The sequence below is a fragment of the Mycobacterium sp. E3198 genome (assembly GCF_001667015.1).
Taxonomy (GTDB): Bacteria; Actinomycetota; Actinomycetes; order Mycobacteriales; family Mycobacteriaceae; genus Mycobacterium.
This window is the reverse complement of sequence record NZ_LZIS01000066.1, coordinates 31429-48129: the sequence shown is the minus strand read 5'-3', so window position 1 is coordinate 48129 and position 16701 is coordinate 31429. Positions and strand designations below refer to the sequence as shown.

Sequence of the window (16701 nt, the reverse complement as noted above, 5' to 3'; positions counted from 1 at the left end):
CTAGGCGTGCGTGCCGCCGTCGATGCGGATCTCGGTGCCGGTGATCCAGGCGCCGTCATCGGACACCAGCATCGCGATGACGCCGGCGATCGCGCTGGGCTCGGCCATTCCGGCCCCGCTGGATTCGACGGTCGTGGGCAGGATGGGCATGAGCCTCGGGAACAATGACCAGTCGGCATCTGTGGGGATGTATCCCCCGGTGGCATCGGTGATTCCGGACTTGATGCTGCCCGGCGCCACGCACGCCGCGCGCAGCCCCTGCTTGGCGTATTCGAGCGCCAACGAATGCGTGAAGGCCTGGATGCCGCCCTTGCTCGCCGCGTAGGCCGCCATGTACGGATGGGCGAACGAGGCCGACGTCGAGCTGAAGTTCACGATCGCGCTGCGCGGATTCGCCAGCAGGGCCCCGAGGGCCTCGCGGACCACGAGGAAGGTCCCGGTGAGGTTGATGCCGACGATCCGATTCCACAGTTCGAGGCTGGTCTCGTGCGTGTGCGCGGCGCGCAAGATGCCCGCCGCGTTGACCAGCGAATCCAGGCCGTCGAGGGTCTCGACGGCCCGGCGAACGCCGTCGATCACCGACTCCTCGGCGGCGACGTCCATGGCCATGGTGGTGAGGCGGTCGGCGGTCGCCGCCTCCTCCGCCAGCGCCTTCGTCCGGGCCAGGCCGTCCTCGGCGACGTCGGAGGCCGCCACCGTCGCGCCCTCGTCGAGCAACCGCAACGCGGTCGCCTGACCGATCCCCGACGCGGCGCCGGTCACCAGGATCCGCTTGCCCTCGAGTCGCTTCATAGAAGGCAGAGTGTATGACATGGACATCGGATTCATCGGCCTGGGAAACATGGGTCAGGGCATGGCGGCGAACCTGGTCGCCGCGGGTCACCGCGTGGCCGTGTACAACCGCTCCCCCGGCAAGACCGAAGGCCTCGTGCAGCGGGGCGCGACCGCGGCGGACACCGTGGCGCAGGCGTGCCGGGCCGAGGTGGTGTTCACCATGCTGGCCGACGACCGGGCCGTCGAGGCCGTCGCGCTCGGCCCCGACGGGATCGTGGCGTCGCTGCCGGCCGGGGCCATGCACGTGTCGTCGAGCACCATCAGCGTCGCGCTGTCGGAGCGCCTCGCCGCCGCGCACGCCGACGCCGGCCAGCGCTATGCCGCCGCGCCGGTGTTCGGTAGGCCCGAAGCGGCCACTGCGGCAAAGCTTTTCGTGATCGCCGCGGGCGCCCCGGAGGTGCTGCAGCCAGTGCAGCCGCTGTTCGACGCGATCGGCCAGCGCACCTTCGTGGTGTCCGAGCAGCCGCACACCGCCAATCTGGTGAAGCTCAGCGGCAACTTCCTGCTCGCGTCGGCGATCGAAACGATCGCCGAGGCCGTGGCGCTGGTGTCCAAGGCCGGTGTCGACCGGCAGCAGTACGTCGACATCCTCACGTCGACGTTGTTCGCCGCGCCGGCGTATCAGACCTACGGCGGGCTGATCGCGCGTCAGGAGTTCGAGCCGGCCGGCTTCGCGGCGAGCCTGGGCCTCAAGGATGTCCGGCTGGTCCTCGCGGCCGGCGAGCAGCTCGAGGTGCCGCTGCCGGTGGCCAGCCTGCTGCGGGACCGCTTCCTGACTTTGGTGGCGACGGGCGGCGGCCAGTTGGACTGGTCGGCATTGGCCACCCTCGCCGCCCGGGACGCCGGAAGCTCAGACCACTCCGCGTAATCCCTCGGCACCGAACGCGGGTTCCAGCATCGCGGAGAAGTCCGGGCCGCGCCGCAGGAGGTGGCCGCCGTCGACGTTGATGCATTGCCCGGTGATCCAGCTGGCCGCGTCGGACAGCAAGAACATCGCCAGGTTCGCGACGTCCTCGACCTCCCCCACCCGCGGCAGCGGCGTGCAGTGCCGGTAGTCCGCGCTCAGCTCGGGCGATTCCGTGATGGGCACGACCAAATCCGTGCGGATCAGGCCCGGGCGGATGCTGTTGACCCGCACCCACGACGGGCCGAGTTCGTCGGCGGCCAGCTGCATCATGTGGTCGACGGCCGACTTGGTGACGCCGTAGGCGCCGAACCACCGGTGGGTGTTGCTGGCCGCGATCGAGGAGATCCCGACGAACGATCCGCCGCCGCCGCGCACCAGCTCGCGGGCGGCGTGCTTGAGCACGTACATGGTGCCGTTGACGTTCAGGTCGACCGTGCGGCGCCAGGCCTCCGAGTCGATCTGGGTGATCGGCCCGATGGTCTCCGACCCACCCGCGCAATGCACGACCCCGTGGAGTCGGCCGTGCCAGGCCGTGGCCGCGTCGACCGCGCGAGCGGCCTCCTCCTCGTTGGTGATGTCGGCGGGCTCATACCGAATCGAGCCGTCCGCCTTGAGCACCTCGATCTCCTTGACGGCCGCCGCCAGCCGATCGGGGCTGCGGCCGACGATCATGACGGACGCCCCGGACGCCACCAGCCCGGCCGCGACCCCCTTGCCGATCCCGCTGCCACCACCGGTCACCAGGTACGTCCGGTTGTCGAAAGAAAGCTGCACGCCGCATCCCTTCACGCCAAAACTGAAACGGGTTCTAGCATAGGCGAGCGGTCACACGCGCCACTTACGTCCCGGGACAAGGGATTGCGTGTCCTCAGGGCTTTGCGTGTGTACCGAGGGTTGAGAAATCGACGAGATCGCGCCCCGGACGCACACCAAAAGCCCAGGTTTCACACTCGATGGCGATGACCGCCGGCATTTCACACTCGACAGAGCCGACCGCCGGCGTTACGGCGTATCGCGGCGGGCGATCTGCGTGGGCTTGGCGTCGCGCCAGTCCTCGACGTCGGGCGGCAGGCCGACGGCGTACCTGTTCTCGTTGTGCGCGGCCCAGTGCGCGTGGCCCAGCTCGTGAATGTGGAACGCGTGCCGGAGCGCCTCGGTGAACCCCATCGCGTCGGAGGCCGCGTTCACCGAGTCCTTGACGAGCAGCGCCGCCATCGTGGGCCGATCGGCGATGCGCCGGGCGAATTCCAGCGTCTTGTCCGCCAGCTCGTCGACCGGGAACACCTTCGACACCATGCCCAGCCGGTAGGCCTCGTCGGCGTCCAGCGCGTCGCCGGTCAACAACAGCTCCTTGGCCTTGCGGGGACCGAATTCCCAAGGGTGGGCGTAGTATTCGACGCCCGGCATCCCCAGGCGCACGGCGACGACGTCGCTGAACTTCGCGTTGTCGGCCGCCACGATCAGGTCGCAGGCCCAGATCAGCATCAGCCCCGCCGAGATCGCGTTGCCCTGCACCTGGGCGATGGTGATCTTGCGCAGATCGCGCCAGCGGCAGGTGTTCTGGAAGAAGTAGTGCCACTCCTGCAGGTAGATCTTCTCGGCGATGGGATCGCGGGTGCCGCCGTTGATGCGGAAGCTCGGGAGCTGGCTGCGTTCGGCGATCGCCAACTCGGACCCGAGGTCGTGGCCGGCGGAGAAATTCTTGCCGCGCGCGGCCAGGATCACCACGCGCACGGCGTCGTCGGCCTCGGCGCGCAGGAACGCCTCGTCGAGCTGGATCAGCAGGCCGCGGCTTTGCGCGTTGTGGGCCTCCGGCCGGTTGAGCCAGATCCGGGCGACGCGGCCGTCGTCGAGGGTCTCGTAGGTCACCAGTTCATTGGCCGGCGCGGCACCGGCTTGCGCGCCGGCTTGGTCGGAGAGTGTCATTCCGCCCACCTTCTGTCAGATCCGAGGGTTTACACATTACGGCCAGGATGTAAGCGGGTTCTCGCCGGGTGCCGCCCTTGGCCTAGAGTTATGTCATGCCTACGAAATCTGATCCTGGCGAAATCGGCGATGTTGAGCCGCTGGCCGACAGCACCGCGAGCCAGGCCAGGCGGGTCGTCGCCGCGTACGCGAACGACGCCGACGAGTGCCGCGTCTTCTTGTCCATGCTCGGTATTGGACCGGCCAAGCTCGACACTTAAATGGGCTTCGGCAATTCCGACTTCGTAGTCGTCGCCAACCGGCTGCCGGTCGACCTCGAGCGGCTTCCCGACGGCACCACGGCCTGGAAACGCAGCCCCGGGGGATTGGTCACGGCCTTAGAGCCGCTGCTGCGTCGCCGGCGCGGCGCGTGGGTCGGCTGGCCGGGAGTCGCCGACGACGACGAGGAGCTGGATTACCAGCCGATCGAGCAGGATGACCTGCACCTGCATCCCGTGCGGCTGACCAGCGACGACGTCGCCGAGTACTACGAGGGATTCTCCAACGCCACGCTGTGGCCGCTGTACCACGACGTCATCGTCAAACCCATCTACCACCGCGAATGGTGGGACCGCTACGTCGCGGTCAACCGCCGCTTCGCCGAGGCCACGTCGCACGCGGCGGCCCGGGGCGCGACCGTGTGGGTGCAGGACTACCAGCTGCAACTCGTGCCCAAGATGCTGCGCGAGCTGCGGCCCGACCTGACCATCGGTTTCTTCCTGCACATCCCGTTCCCGCCGGTGGAGCTGTTCATGCAGATGCCCTGGCGCACCGAGATCGTCGAGGGGCTGCTCGGCGCGGACCTGGTGGGCTTTCATCTGCCCGGCGGCGCGCAGAACTTCCTGTTCTTGTCCCGGCAGTTGATCGGCGTCAACACCTCCCGGGGGTCCGTGGGGGTGCGGTCGCGATTCGGCGAGGTGGAGCTGGAATCGCGCACCGTCCGGGTGGGCGCCTTTCCCATTTCGATCGACTCGTCCGCGCTCGACCACGCGGCCCGCGACCCGAAAGTCAGACGCCGCGCGCGCGAGATCCGCGCCGAGCTGGGCAACCCGCGAAAGGTCCTGCTCGGCGTCGACCGGCTGGACTACACCAAGGGCATCGACGTTCGGCTGCGGGCCTTCTCCGAGTTGCTGGCCGAGGGCCGCGCCAAACGCGACGACACGGTGCTGGTTCAGCTCGCCACGCCGAGCCGCGAGCGGGTGGAGAGCTATCAGATCCTGCGCAGCGACGTCGAGCGTCAGGTCGGCCACATCAACGGCGAATACGGCGAGGTCGGTCACCCGGTGGTGCACTACCTGCATCGCCCCGTTCCCCGCGACGAACTGATCGCGTTCTTCGTCGCCAGCGACGTCATGCTGGTCACCCCGCTGCGCGACGGGATGAACCTCGTTGCCAAGGAGTACGTCGCCTGCCGCGTCCATCTCGGGGGCTCGCTGGTGCTCAGCGAATTCACCGGTGCCGCAGCCGAATTGCGGCAGGCCTACCTGGTCAACCCACACGACCTCGAAGGGCTCAAGGACGCAATCGAGGCGGCGCTCAACCAGACGGACGAGGAGGGCCGGCGCCGGATGCGAGCGATGCGACGCCAGGTGCTCGCCCACGACGTCGACCGCTGGGCGCGGTCGTTCCTGGACGCTCTCGCCCAGTCGCATCCGCACGGCCCCAACTAGCCATGGTGTCGCGGCCGAAACGCTGTGATACTCGATGCAGCGTGAAGGGAGGGGCATCATGAAACTCGGTCGTGGGCTGGCCGCCGGCGCCGGCGTCTGCGCGGCCGTCGCGCTGGGGATCGCGTCGGAATCGGGCCACCCGGCCGGCGCCATCGGGCCGCCGGCGGACGGCACCTACACCTTCAACGAGGCAGGCGTATCCGGGGTCACCTGGACCATCTCGGCGCTGTGCGTTCAGCCGAACGGAACCCGGAACATGAACGACTATTCGGACCCGATCGTCTTCGCGATGAACTGCGCCCTGAACGTCGTGAGCTCGACGCCCGAACGGATCACCGCCGCGGACAAGCTGCAGAACTTCAGCGGCAGGGCCCGCATGTCGAGCATGCTGTGGACCTTCAAGGTGGACAAGGCCGACGGCGTTTCGTGTCCGGGCGGCGGCACCGCGCCGACCACCGAAACCTACGCGTTCAGCGACGAAACCATGACCGGCACCCACACCACCCTGCACGGCCCGGTCTGTGGGCTGCCGTCCGACATGAAGAAGCAACCGTTCTCGCTGCAGATGGCCGGGCCACCGCCCAGCCCGGTCGAGCGTTACCCGTTGCGCTGCAACGAGTTCGCCATGTGCTTCTGAGGTTGTCGCGGCGCCGAGTGTCACGCCAGCGTGGCGGTGGTTGCCGAACGTCACGCCAGTGTGACGCTGGGGCCTCAGGTGCTAGATCGGCGTGATGTAGGCGATCAGCCACTGCTTGCCGATCTTCGCGAAGTCGACCCGCAACCGGCTGCCGTCATAGAGCGGCTGCCGTGACTTGTCGGTCACCGTGCGGTTCATGTAGACCATCACCGACGCCGAAGTGCGTTTGGCCGACATGACGCCCACGCCAACGACATTGGCCTGAACGACAACCTCGCGCTTCTTGGCCTCCGGAATGATCTGGGTGTTGACGCTCTTCTGGAACTCTTGGCGATACGCGGGCGTCAGCAGCGGGTAGGCGGCCGACAGGCTGCGTTCGACGGTCTGGTAGTCGTAGGCGAAGACCTCGGGTATCTCCTTGGCGGCCAGCCCGGGCAGCACCGCGCGCGCGGCCGCCTCGCCGCGCGTCTGGACCCGCTCCCAGTAAAACCAGCCGGCCGCCGCGGACAGGCCGACGAAAGCCACCGCCAGGAACGTACCCACGACGGCGATCAGCCACCGCATCAGTTCCCCCCGTCGGGATACTTCAGGTCGTAGCCCGTCATCTGGCCCCGCTCGTCCTCGTGCACGATCACCCGCAGCCGATACGGCATGGACGGCTTGTTCGTCCCGTCGATATCGGCCACCGTGACCCGCACCGACACCAGCACCGACGCGTTGTCGGTGACCGAATCGACGCCCTCCAGAGCGGCGCCGTTGACGACGGCTTCCGAGGTGGCGTTGGTGGAGCGGAACAGGGCCTTGAGGTTCTCGATGTTGTTGTTGGCGCCCAGCATGCCGTGCAGCGGGCCGCTGGTGCCGTTGTAGAACCGGTTCACGCTGTCGTCGATGTTGTCCTGCTTGTAGCTGAACATGTTGACCACGGTCTGCGTGGCGGTGTCGACGAAGCGCTGATCACGCGCCTGCCTGGCGTCGGCTTGCCGCTGCTGGGTCAGCATGAACGCCAGGCAGCCGGCCAGCGCGCCGAGGGCGAGCAGCGCCGCGGCGAACGACGTCCAGAGCACCAGGGTCCGGTGGGGCCGCCGCCGGGGCGGCGGCTTGACCGGCTTGAGCGAGGTCGCCCTTTTGGCGGCGGGCTTCGCCGACGGCTCGGACGCGGCCGGGGCATCGACTTGGACCGCGGCGGCCCCATCTGACTCGCTCTTGGCGGGGCCCGCCGCGCGGGAGGCCCGCCGACGGACGCGTTGCGTCGTCGCTTGTTCTGCTGTCACTGCAAGCCCATCAAAGAGGCCTTGGATCACGCATCAGGTCCACCCAGTTCTCGGCGCTCGACGCGCCGCTCGCGCCGGGCGCGAAGATACCAGTGCCGCCGGCCGGGTCCGTGAAGGCTCCGGTGCGCTGGTCGTAGGTGGCGTAGGACGGGCCGCTGGCCTGCGGCTGGGGTCCGGGCGGCGGCCCCCACGGCTTCTCCGGTCCCGGACCCGCCGGCGGGGGATTGATGCCCTCCGGCGGTGCCGGCGGGGGCAGCCACTTCGGATACGGAAGCATCGGCGGCACCGGCGGCACCCCGGGCGGGTGCCACGACGGGTTGCCCGGCGGCGGTCCGCTGTCGTTGGGCGGCGGCGGGTCGTAAGCCGGCTGGTGGTTGGGCAGCGGTCCCGGCCCGGGCACCACGCCGGGAGGCGGTGGCCCGACGATGGCGGTACCCGGATCGGGTTCGGCGCCCGGCGGAATGTACGGGAACTTGTTGGGCGGCAACACGTTCAGGCCGTTGGTCACGGGCGTGTCGTAGGGCACCGGCGGTCCGCGCCAGGGGTTGCGGCCAACCGGAACGTAGCCCTTCGGGTCACGGCACAGCTGGATCGTCGGCGCCCGCTTGCCGGGAAACTCCTGGCAGGGATAGTTGCGGGCGCCGCGCACGGTGCTGGGATCGTTCTGGGCCGCCTTGCAGTACATGTCTCTGGGGAGCTCGCGCAGCGTCTCGTCAGCCGGGGTGCGCATCAGCGGCGGCGGCAGGAAGCCGACGGCGCACGGCGGCGGGTCGTTGAGGTCGAGCTTGAAGTCCAACTTCGCGCCCTCGTCTTGCGGGGCGCCGCCGGCGGCCGTGGTGATCGCCGCGAACAGCGCCGGCAGAACGACCAGCAGCTGCTCGATCGACTTGTGGTAGATGACGCCGACCCGGCCGAGGTTGGCCAGGCTGGCGGCCAGCGCAGGGAACGACGGCCGGATTCCGGAGAACGCGGTACTGGCCTCGTCGGTGGCCCCGGGCGCGGTGGCCAGCGTCTGGCGCAGCTGCGGGTCGGCTTGGCGCACCTCGGAGGTGAACCGCGCCAACCCGTCGGACAGCGACTTGATGTCGGCGCCCGCGCGGATCTGGGCCTGCAGGAACGGGCCGGCCTGGTCGATCAGCTGCGAGACCTGCGGATAGTTGGCGTTGGCCTCGTCCACCAGCAGCCGGGCGGACTCGATCAACCGGGCCAGCTCGGGACCGGACCCGTTGGCGGCGACGAACGTCTCGTGCAGCAGCTCGCGCAACCGGGTGTCGCCGAGGCTGTTGACCAGCGCCTCCGCCCGCTTCAACAGGTCGGCGACGTCCTGGCCGATCCGGGTGTTCGCCCGGTCGATGCGGGATCCGTCGTGCAGCTTGGCCGATGCGGGATTCCCCGGCGGCACCAGGTCGATGTACTGCTCGCCGACGGCCGACACACTCTTGACGGTGGCGGTGACGTTCGCCGGAATGGGGGTGCCGCTGTTGAGCCGCATTTCGGCGGTGACGCCGCTGGGGTTCAGGCCCACCGACTCCACGCGGCCGACCGCGACGCCGCGGTAGGTGACGTTGGCGTTCTTGTACAGCCCACCGCCGGCGACGAAATCCGCACTGACTTGGTAGGTTCCGATGCCGAACGTGGCGGGCAGCCGCAGGTAGAAGACGGCCATCACGGTCAGCGTGATGGCGGTGATCACCGCGAACACCCACAGTTGGATCCTGGTGAGTTTGTCGATCATCGCGCCGCCCTACCGCCCCTCAGTACCCGAAGCCGCGCCGGGCGGGATCTTGAACGGGTCGGCCGCCTGCCCGGACAGGTTGGCCAATTCGCCGGTCAGGAAGTCGGGCGGGTTGAGGACCTCGCTCATGTGCATCATGTTCGGGTCGAGTGCGTACGACGTCGTGAAGAACGTCTCACCGATCCGGCGCAGGGTGAGGTCGAAGGTGGTGAACACGTTGAGGTAGTCGCCGCGCACCGACTGCTTGATGCCGAAATTGGGGAAGGGGAATGTCAACAGGATCTGCATCGACGTGACGAAGTTCCTGCGGTTGTCGCTGAGGGCCTTGACGACCGAATAAAGGCCCTTGAGGTCTTCGGCGAAGTCCACCTTGGTTTTTGCCAGGATGTGGGAGGTCACCGTCGCCAGCCTCTTGAGCGCGGCGAACGCCTCGACGATGTGGTCCCGGTTCTTGTTGAGCACCCGGATGGCCTCGGGCAGCGTGTCCAGCGCCCGGCCCAGGTTGTCCTTGTCGCGCGCCAGGGTCGCGGAGAATCGGTTCAGCCCGTCGACCGCGTCGATGATGTCGTTGGTTTGCCGATTGAGCCCCGCGGTCAATTCGGCCAGCCGCGGAATCAGGTCGGTGAACTGGTCCTGGCGACCGGCGAAAGCCCGATAGGTCTCGTCGGTAATGTCTTCCAGCGCACCGAGATTGCCCTTGTTGACGACGATGCCCAGCGCCGAAAGCACCTCTTCGGTGGTCGGGTAGCGGCCCGTGTTGGCCTCCGAGATCTTCGAGCCGTCCTTGAGCCGCCCGGTCTCCGGCTTGTCCTTGGGGCGCGCCAGGTCGATGTGCATCGACCCCAGCAATGACGTCTGGGCCACCGTCGCCGTCGCATTGGCCGGTAGCACCACGTTCTTGTTCAGCGCCAGCTTCACCGCGGCGTAGAAAGATCCGTCGGCCCGCTGCTCGGCCGAGATGCCCGAGACGCTGCCGACGGTGACGTCGTCGACCATGACCGGCGAGTTCTGCGGCAGCGTCGCCACGTCGGGCATCTCGACGGTGATCGAATACGCGCCGCTGCCGTGGCCGGCAGTGCCGGGCATCGCCAGGGAGTTGAGCCCGTTGAACTGACAACCGGCCAGCAGCACACCGCCCGCCGCTAACACGCTGCTACGCAACCAGATTCGTTTCATCCGCCACCACTTAGGTTGGCCGACGGCCCGTTGGGCGCCTGGCTGGGCGGGGGCCCGGGCAGCGGGCCGAACGCGTTACCGGGCCCCGGGCCCGGCGCCGGAGCGGGGTTCGCGCCGGCCGGCGGCGGCCCCGGAGCGGGACCGGTCTGCGGGGCCGTCGGAACCAGCAGCGCCTGCAGGTCGGAGGGATTCTCGGCGGGCGGTGCCGGGTGCGCGCCCTGCGCCGGTATCCAGGTCAACTGCGGCACCGGAGTGGCGGCCTTGGCCTGGGTCTCCGGGGTGTCGTAGATGATCTGCCCCTTGTACGCGGTGATCGTGTTGAGCGGGTGGAACATCACCGGTGGGTAATTCACCGCGAGCCGGCGCAGCACCGGCCCCAACCGCTCGCGGCAGAGCTCGGCGCGCCGGAAGTAGTCCGGCGCCCTCGGCCCCGCGGCGGTCTCGAAGGAGCCACCGCAGATGAACTGGACGGGGTTGGCGAATTCGGGTATCGACAGCAAGCCGTTCAGCGTGCCCTGCGCTGGGTCGTAGATGTTGTAGAAGTTGGCGATACCGGGGCCGGCGACGTGCAGCACCTGCTCGATGTTGTCGCTCTGGTCGCTCAACGTCTGGGCAAAGTCGTTGAGGTTGTTGACCGTATCGATGATCGTCGAGTTGTTCTCGTGCAGGAATCCCCGGATGTCCGAGAGCGCCTGGTTGAGCGTGCCGAGGGTGTTGTCCAGGTGGCGCGAGCTGTCGGCGAGCACCTGCGACACCGAGGCGACGTTCCCGGCGAACTGGACGATCTGTTCGTTGCTCGCCGACAGCGCGTCAACGAGCACCTGCAGGTTCTTGACCGTGCCGAAGATGTCGCTGCGCGAATCCCCCAGCCGCCCAGCGACTTGCGAGAGCTCGCGCAACGCGTTGTGGAACGACTCGCCCTTGCCGTCGAGCGTGTCGGCGGCCTGGTTGATCGCCCTGCCCAGCGGCCCCTGCATCGATCCCGTCGTCGGACCCAGCTGGACGGCCAGTTGCGTCAGGGACTCCTTCACCTCGTCCCATTCCACCGGAACCCCGGTCCGGTCCAGGTCGATGCTGCCCCCGTCGGGCAGTACCGCCCCGCCGGTGTAGGCCGGGGTGAGCTGAATGAACCTCGCCGACACCAGGTTCGGCGAAATGATGATGGCCTTCGCGTCCTTCGGGATCTTCACGTCCTTGGCCACCGACATGGTGATCTTCACGTCGGAGGGACGCGGCTCGATCGTGTCGATCGAACCGACCGGCACGCCCAGGATTCGGACCTGGTCTCCGGGATAGATGCCGACGGCGGAGGTGAAGTAGCCGATGACGGTGCGGTTATTGCCCTGCGCCGACAGCACATACACGCCACCCACCAGCATCGCGACCAGCGCGATGATGGTGGCGTAGCGCACGCTCCTGCTGCCGGTGATTCGGGTCATGGCGACTTCGGCCTGATGATCCAGCGTTCCTGAATCAGCCCGCGCAGGTAGTCGGCGAGGCTGGCCGGCAGCTTGCCGGGCTGGTAGAAGAAGTCGAACACCATCGCGACCATCGGCGCGGGCAACACGCTGAACACGTTCACGTTGAACCCGGGCCCGGAGCCGACGACCTCGCCCAATTCCGTCGCATAGGTGGGCAGCCGCTTGAGCGCCTCGGTGATGTAGTCACGGCGCTCGTTGAGGTTGGCCAGCACCGCGTTGAGCTTGGTCAGTGCCGGCCCGAATTCCTGGCGGTTGTCGGCGACGAAGCCGGAGATCTGCTGTGAGAGACCGCCGATGCCCGAGATCAGCTGGCCGATCGCGGCGCGCCGCTCGTCGAGCGCGGCGAACAACTCGTTGCCGTCGTCCACGAGCTTGTTGACCTGGCCGGCGCGCTGCGCCAGCACCGTCGTCACCGACTTCGCGTGTGCCAGCAGGCCTTGCAGCGCCTCGTCGCGGCGGTTCAGCGTGCGGGACAGCGAGGTCACCCCGTCCAGCGCGCCCCGCAATTCGGGCGTGGCGTCGCGCAACGTGTCGGAGAGCACGCCCAGTGCCTGCTCGAACCGCGGCTTGTCGAGGTTGTTGGCGTTGTTACCCAAATCCTCCAGGGCACCGGCCAACGTGTACGGCGTCGCCGTCCTGCTCAGCGGAATGCTGGTCGCCCTGCCGGTGCCCGCCGGGGTGACGGCGATGGAGCGCTCACCGAGGATGGTGTCGGTGCGGATGGCGGCCAGCGACTGGTCACCGACGACGACGTGCCGATCCACGGTGAAGGTCACCTTCGCACTGTTGCCGGCCAGGCCGACGGACGACACCTTCCCGACCTTGAAGCCCGACACATAAACGGCGTTGCCGGGATTGATGCCGCCGGCGTCGGTGAAGTAGGCGTCGTAGACCTTGCCCTGCGGCCAAAACGGCAGGCCGGCGTACCCGAACGCGATGAGGACGACGCACACCACCAGCACGACACCGAAGATGCCGGTGCGCAGCGGGTCGCGTTCGCGCCTTGCGTTACTTGACAAAAGCGCACCTCCCCTTGCTGGGATCCACCTGGCCACCGAGCGGCAGCAGGATGTCGCCGCCGGCCGGGCCGTTGATCTTGATCGTGACCGAGCAGAAGTAGATGTTGAAGAACGACCCGTAGGCGCCGAGCGCCGCCAGCCGCAGGTAGTCCTCGCCGAGTTGCTCGACGTCGTTGTTCACCTCGGCCTTGCGGTCGTCCAGCTCGGTGGCCAGCGGCCGGGTGTTCTCCAGGATGCCCTGCAGCGGTCGGCGCGAATTCTTCAGCAGCTCAGTCAAATCCGTCGTCGTCGACGCCAGCGGCGGGATGGCCCCCGCGATGGCGTCCTTGTTCTTGGCCAGCCCGGTGATCAATTGCTGCAACTGGTCGACGCTGGCGGAGAATTGCGCGCTCTTCTGGTCGACGGTGCCCAGGACCGTGTTGAGGTTGGTGATCGCGTCGCCGATGAGCTGATCGCGCTGCCCCAGCGCCGACGAGAACGCGCTCGTGTCGGACAGGACGTTGGACAGCGCCCCGCCCTGGCCCTGCAGCAGCTGGATGACCGCGCTGCTGATGGTGTTGACCTTGTCGGCGTCCAGGCCCTTGACCAGCGGCCGCAGCCCGCCCAACAGCGCGTCGAGATCCAGCGCCGGTTGGGTGTGCTGGGCGTTGATGGTGCCGCCGGGCGGCAGCTTACGCAGCTCCCCCGGGCCCGACGTGATCTCCAGGTAGCGGTCGCCGACCAGGTTTTCGTACCGGATGACCGCGCGCGTCGACGAGTACAGCGTGTAGCGGCTGTCCACTCCGAACTTCACGTCGATCGTGTTGTCGGGGTTGAGCTTCACGCCCGAAACCGCGCCGACCGGCACGCCGGCGATGCGAACCTTCTGGCCCGACTTCAACTTCGATATGTCGGTAAACGTTGCGTGGTAGGTGCTTTCGGGCCCGAACCGGAAGTCACCGAACACGATCACCAGCGACGCGCTCACCACAACCATGGCCACCGCGAAGATGCAGACCTTGATCAGCATCGACCGGTGCGACGGCATCCCCGCGGCCGCCATCAGAAGTCGTCCCGTTCCGCAAAGGCGCCGTGGAACAGGAACTGCAGCGTGGAGGGCGCGTCGAACTGCAGCTCCGTGAACGGCTCGTACGGGACATTGGCGTTGTCGGTCACCAGGAAGGGCGATCGGTAGAACGACCCGCCGGTCTGCTTGGTCGGAATGTCGGGCAGCCCGCGGCAGTTCGGACCCCCGGAGGCGTTGACGATCGGCAGCGACTCCGGGTACGTGTACGAGGGCGCGCCCAACACGAAGCTGGACGATGTGAACAGGCCCGCCTTGCGCACGCCGAGCAGCGGCGCGAACTCCTTGATGCCGCGCTCGACACCGGCGAAAAAGCAGCCGAATTCGGGCGAATAGTCATGCGCCACCTTGATCGGGGCGCGCAGCCGGTTGATGGCGTCGATGAAGTTCTGCTCGGCGGGCTCCAGCGTGTCGTAGGCGTTGTTGGCCAGGCCGATCGCGGCGAGCAGCGTGTCGTTGAGGTTCTTCTGCTGGTCGACCACCGTCCTGTTGATCGTCGGCAAGTTGTCGAAGATGGTGTTCAGGTCCGGGGCGGCGTCGGCGTAGGTGTTCGTGACGATGCCGGCTTTGCGGAAGTCTTCCTGCAGGGCGGGCAGTTTCGGGTTCGCCTGACGGGCCAGCGTGTTCAGTCCCGCCAGCAGCGAGCCGAAGTCGTCGCCGTGGCCGCGCAGGCCCTCGGAGAGCGCGCTCAGCGTCCCGTTCAACTCCACCGGGTCGATCTTGTGCAGCAGGTCGATGAGCGACTGGAACAGGGTGTTGACCTCGAGCGCCACCGCCGAGGCCGCCACGTGCGCGTCCGGGCGCAGCGATGTCGGCGAAGGCGATTGGGGCGCAATAAATTCCACCGACTTGGCGCCGAAGATGGTGTTGCCCGCGATGTGCACGGTCGCGTTGGAGGGGACGAAGTGCATCTGGTCGCTGTTGATGGCCAGCGTCAGCCGCGCCTGGTCACCGGAGTAGTCGATGCCGGTGACCTTGCCGATCTGGATGCCGCGGTACTTGACCTTGGCGCCCTTGTCCATCACCAGCCCCGCGCGCGGCGACGTGACGGTGACGGTGTCGGTCGAGGCGAAAGCCGCCGTGTACGACAGGTAGGTCAGGGCGGCGAAGGCCACAATCAAACTGGCCAGCAGCGCCGCTGCCAGCCGAACAGATGTGCGTCCCGATCCGCCGTCCGCCATGTTGCTGTGCTGCTCCCCCTTATCCCGAGAGGTTGAAGTTACCCGACGCGCCGTACACGGCCAGCGAGATGAACAAGGTGATGACGACCACGACGATCAGCGACGTCCGCACGGCCTGGCCGACCGCGACCCCGACGCCGACCGGCCCGCCGCTGGCGTTGTAGCCGTAATAGGTATGGACCAGCATGACCGCGATGGCCATCACGATGGCCTGCAGGAACGACCACAACAGGTCCGACGGAATGAGGAACGTATTGAAGTAGTGGTCGTAGAGGCCCTTCGACTGCCCGTTGATGTACACCGTGGTGAAGCGGGCGGCGAAGAACGCGGCCAGGACCGACAGCGAATACAGCGGAATGATCGCGATCAGGCCGGCGATGAGCCGGGTCGACACCAGGTAGGACACCGACTGCACCGCCATGCATTCGACGGCGTCGATCTCCTCGGACACCCGCATGGCGCCCAGCTGGGCTGTTGCGCCCGCCCCGATCGTGGCCGCCAGCGCGATGCCCGCGATCACGGGGGCGACGACACGGACGTTGAGGAACGCCGACAAAAAGCCGGTCAGCGCCTCAATGCCGATGTTGCCCAGCGACGAATATCCCTGCACCGCGATGACGCCGCCGGAGGCCAGGGTCAAAAAGGCCGCGACCCCGACCGTGCCGCCGATCATGACGAGAGCCCCTGCGCCCAGCGTCATTTCGGCGACGTTGCGGATCGTCTCCTTCCGGTACTGGGTGAGCGCCTGTGGCACGTAGCGCACCGTTTTGCCGTAGAACAGCGCCTGTTCGCCGAAGTCGTCGATGGGGCCCTGCAGCCGCGACATGAAGCGGCGGAAGCGGAGGGTGGCGTCGTAGCTCATCGGGTGCTCCCTCGCCTCACTTGGCCGAAATCCGCACGCCGACGGCGGTCATGACCACGTTGATGACGAACAGGCAGATGAACGCGTAGACCACGGTTTCGTTGACGGCGTTCCCGACGCCCTTGGGACCGCCCTTGACCGTCAGGCCGCGGTAGCACCCGACCAGGCCGGCCATCACGCCGAACAGCAGCGCCTTGACTTCGGCGAGCACCAGCTCGCGCAGCCCCGTGAGCACGGTCAGGCCGTTGATGAACGCCCCGGGGTTGACGCCCTGCAGAAAGACGGAAAACACGTAGCCGCCGGACAGGCCGATGGCGCACACCAGGCCGTTGAGCAACAACGCCACCACCGTGGACGCCAGCACCCGCGGCACCACCAGCCGGTGGACCGGGTCGATGCCCAGCACGCGCATCGCGTCGATCTCTTCCCGGATGGTGCGGGCACCCAGGTCGGCGCAGATCGCGGTCGCGCCGGCGCCGGCCACGACGAGCACCGTGACCACGGGGCCCAGCTGGGTAACGGTGCCGAAAGCGGTTCCCGCACCGGATAAGTCGGCTGCGCCGATCTCGCGCAACAGGATGTTGAGGGTGAACGCGACCAGCACCGTGAACGGGATGGAGACGAGCAGCGTCGGAACCAGCGAGACCCGGGCGATCATCCAGGTCTGTTCGAGGAACTCGCCAAATTGAAACGGCCGTCGAAAAGTCTCGCGGCCGGTGTCGATCATCATCTCGAAGAACCCGCCGATGGCGCGGGCGGGGACGGCGAGTTGTTCTCTCAACTTGGCCACCCCCCTCTGCTGGTCGCGGCGAAGCCTGTGAATCGCCTTTGCATTGTCTTCGATCGCTCGCGGCCCGGTGTGAGCCGGATCATATTAACTCAGAAGAAGTACACGGTGTC

General features: G+C 67.7%; 17 protein-coding genes. 4 read left to right on the top strand and 13 right to left on the bottom strand.

Going from position 1 to position 16701, the window contains the following annotated elements; genetic code table 11:
* Positions 1–792 carry an SDR family NAD(P)-dependent oxidoreductase gene (locus A5673_RS07980; protein WP_068229540.1) on the bottom strand — a complete coding sequence of 264 codons (792 nt, stop codon included), beginning with the start codon at positions 790–792 and terminating at the stop codon, positions 1–3.
* Between the two features lie 19 nt (positions 793–811).
* On the opposite strand from A5673_RS07980, the gene A5673_RS07975 reads away from it, so the two are divergent.
* A complete protein-coding gene (locus A5673_RS07975) occupies positions 812–1702 on the top strand; it encodes an NAD(P)-dependent oxidoreductase (RefSeq protein ID WP_068229535.1) in 891 nt (296 codons plus the stop codon).
* On the opposite strand, the gene A5673_RS07970 is transcribed toward A5673_RS07975, so the two are convergent.
* Together A5673_RS07970 and A5673_RS07965 are read right to left on the bottom strand one after the other, a co-directional pair.
* Positions 1685–2515 (bottom strand): SDR family oxidoreductase, encoded by an 831-nt coding sequence (locus A5673_RS07970; protein ID WP_068229532.1) that lies wholly within the window; start codon positions 2513–2515, stop codon positions 1685–1687. The two genes, A5673_RS07975 and A5673_RS07970, sit on opposite strands and share 18 nt — an antisense overlap.
* 228 nt (positions 2516–2743) lie before the next feature.
* A complete protein-coding gene (locus A5673_RS07965) occupies positions 2744–3667 on the bottom strand; it encodes an enoyl-CoA hydratase (RefSeq protein ID WP_068229529.1) in 924 nt (307 codons plus the stop codon).
* A 95-nt stretch (positions 3668–3762) separates the two neighbouring features.
* On the opposite strand from A5673_RS07965, the gene A5673_RS28995 reads away from it, so the two are divergent.
* Genes A5673_RS28995 through A5673_RS07955 form a run of 3 tightly spaced genes read left to right on the top strand, consistent with a single transcriptional unit; the run spans position 3763 to position 6013 of the window.
* Positions 3763–3927: a hypothetical protein gene (locus A5673_RS28995; protein ID WP_139830586.1), complete on the top strand. Its 165-nt coding sequence runs from the start codon at positions 3763–3765 to the stop codon at positions 3925–3927.
* A complete protein-coding gene (locus A5673_RS07960) occupies positions 3928–5376 on the top strand; it encodes a trehalose-6-phosphate synthase (protein WP_068229527.1) in 1449 nt (482 codons plus the stop codon).
* A 58-nt stretch (positions 5377–5434) separates the two neighbouring features.
* A complete protein-coding gene (locus A5673_RS07955) occupies positions 5435–6013 on the top strand; it encodes a hypothetical protein (RefSeq protein ID WP_068229525.1) in 579 nt (192 codons plus the stop codon).
* A gap of 81 nt (positions 6014–6094) precedes the next feature.
* On the opposite strand, the gene A5673_RS07950 is transcribed toward A5673_RS07955, so the two are convergent.
* From A5673_RS07950 to A5673_RS07905, 10 genes are read right to left on the bottom strand one after another with little or no spacing between them, the layout of a single operon-like run.
* A complete protein-coding gene (locus A5673_RS07950) occupies positions 6095–6577 on the bottom strand; it encodes a mammalian cell entry protein (protein WP_068229523.1) in 483 nt (160 codons plus the stop codon).
* A complete protein-coding gene (locus A5673_RS07945) occupies positions 6577–7284 on the bottom strand; it encodes a mammalian cell entry protein (RefSeq protein WP_231970933.1) in 708 nt (235 codons plus the stop codon). The genes A5673_RS07950 and A5673_RS07945 overlap by 1 nt, the downstream gene beginning before the upstream one ends.
* 10 nt (positions 7285–7294) lie before the next feature.
* The gene (locus A5673_RS07940) at positions 7295–9019 is read right to left on the bottom strand and encodes a virulence factor Mce family protein (protein ID WP_068229516.1); all 1725 of its coding nucleotides are present in this window, start codon (positions 9017–9019) and stop codon (positions 7295–7297) included.
* Positions 9020–9028: 9 nt separating this feature from the next.
* Entirely contained in the window at positions 9029–10195 is a 1167-nt protein-coding gene (locus A5673_RS07935) for a virulence factor Mce family protein (RefSeq protein WP_068229513.1), read from the bottom strand.
* Complete coding sequence (locus A5673_RS07930; protein ID WP_068229509.1) at positions 10192–11634, bottom strand: virulence factor Mce family protein; 1443 nt, start codon at positions 11632–11634, stop codon at positions 10192–10194. The genes A5673_RS07935 and A5673_RS07930 overlap by 4 nt, the downstream gene beginning before the upstream one ends.
* Complete coding sequence (locus A5673_RS07925) at positions 11631–12695, bottom strand: virulence factor Mce family protein (RefSeq protein WP_068229506.1); 1065 nt, start codon at positions 12693–12695, stop codon at positions 11631–11633. The genes A5673_RS07930 and A5673_RS07925 overlap by 4 nt, the downstream gene beginning before the upstream one ends.
* Positions 12685–13737, bottom strand: a complete 1053-nt coding sequence (locus A5673_RS07920; protein WP_068229503.1) for an MCE family protein — start codon at positions 13735–13737, stop codon at positions 12685–12687. The genes A5673_RS07925 and A5673_RS07920 overlap by 11 nt, the downstream gene beginning before the upstream one ends.
* Positions 13737–14939, bottom strand: a complete 1203-nt coding sequence (locus tag A5673_RS07915) for an MCE family protein (protein WP_068229497.1) — start codon at positions 14937–14939, stop codon at positions 13737–13739. Before A5673_RS07915 ends, A5673_RS07920 begins: the two co-directional genes overlap by 1 nt.
* A gap of 19 nt (positions 14940–14958) precedes the next feature.
* Positions 14959–15801 (bottom strand): ABC transporter permease, encoded by an 843-nt coding sequence (locus tag A5673_RS07910; protein ID WP_067159662.1) that lies wholly within the window; start codon positions 15799–15801, stop codon positions 14959–14961.
* Positions 15802–15817: 16 nt separating this feature from the next.
* Entirely contained in the window at positions 15818–16582 is a 765-nt protein-coding gene (locus A5673_RS07905) for an ABC transporter permease (protein WP_068229663.1), read from the bottom strand.
* Between the last annotated feature and the right edge of the window lie 119 nt (positions 16583–16701).

What these genes read in the sequence shown, in the direction of transcription:
- A5673_RS28995 (WP_139830586.1), top strand. Translation starts at nt 3,763, where the DNA reads ATGCCTACGAAATCTGATCCTGGCGAAATCGGCGATGTTGAGCCGCTG.
- A5673_RS07910 (WP_067159662.1), bottom strand. Translation starts at nt 15,801, where the DNA reads ATGAGCTACGACGCCACCCTCCGCTTCCGCCGCTTCATGTCGCGGCTG.
- A5673_RS07965 (WP_068229529.1), bottom strand. Translation starts at nt 3,667, where the DNA reads ATGACACTCTCCGACCAAGCCGGCGCGCAAGCCGGTGCCGCGCCGGCC.
- A5673_RS07940 (WP_068229516.1), bottom strand. Translation starts at nt 9,019, where the DNA reads ATGATCGACAAACTCACCAGGATCCAACTGTGGGTGTTCGCGGTGATC.
- A5673_RS07920 (WP_068229503.1), bottom strand. Translation starts at nt 13,737, where the DNA reads ATGGCGGCCGCGGGGATGCCGTCGCACCGGTCGATGCTGATCAAGGTC.
- A5673_RS07935 (WP_068229513.1), bottom strand. Translation starts at nt 10,195, where the DNA reads ATGAAACGAATCTGGTTGCGTAGCAGCGTGTTAGCGGCGGGCGGTGTG.
- A5673_RS07950 (WP_068229523.1), bottom strand. Translation starts at nt 6,577, where the DNA reads ATGCGGTGGCTGATCGCCGTCGTGGGTACGTTCCTGGCGGTGGCTTTC.
- A5673_RS07975 (WP_068229535.1), top strand. Translation starts at nt 812, where the DNA reads ATGGACATCGGATTCATCGGCCTGGGAAACATGGGTCAGGGCATGGCG.
- A5673_RS07930 (WP_068229509.1), bottom strand. Translation starts at nt 11,634, where the DNA reads ATGACCCGAATCACCGGCAGCAGGAGCGTGCGCTACGCCACCATCATC.
- A5673_RS07915 (WP_068229497.1), bottom strand. Translation starts at nt 14,939, where the DNA reads ATGGCGGACGGCGGATCGGGACGCACATCTGTTCGGCTGGCAGCGGCG.
- A5673_RS07955 (WP_068229525.1), top strand. Translation starts at nt 5,435, where the DNA reads ATGAAACTCGGTCGTGGGCTGGCCGCCGGCGCCGGCGTCTGCGCGGCC.
- A5673_RS07960 (WP_068229527.1), top strand. Translation starts at nt 3,928, where the DNA reads ATGGGCTTCGGCAATTCCGACTTCGTAGTCGTCGCCAACCGGCTGCCG.
- A5673_RS07980 (WP_068229540.1), bottom strand. Translation starts at nt 792, where the DNA reads ATGAAGCGACTCGAGGGCAAGCGGATCCTGGTGACCGGCGCCGCGTCG.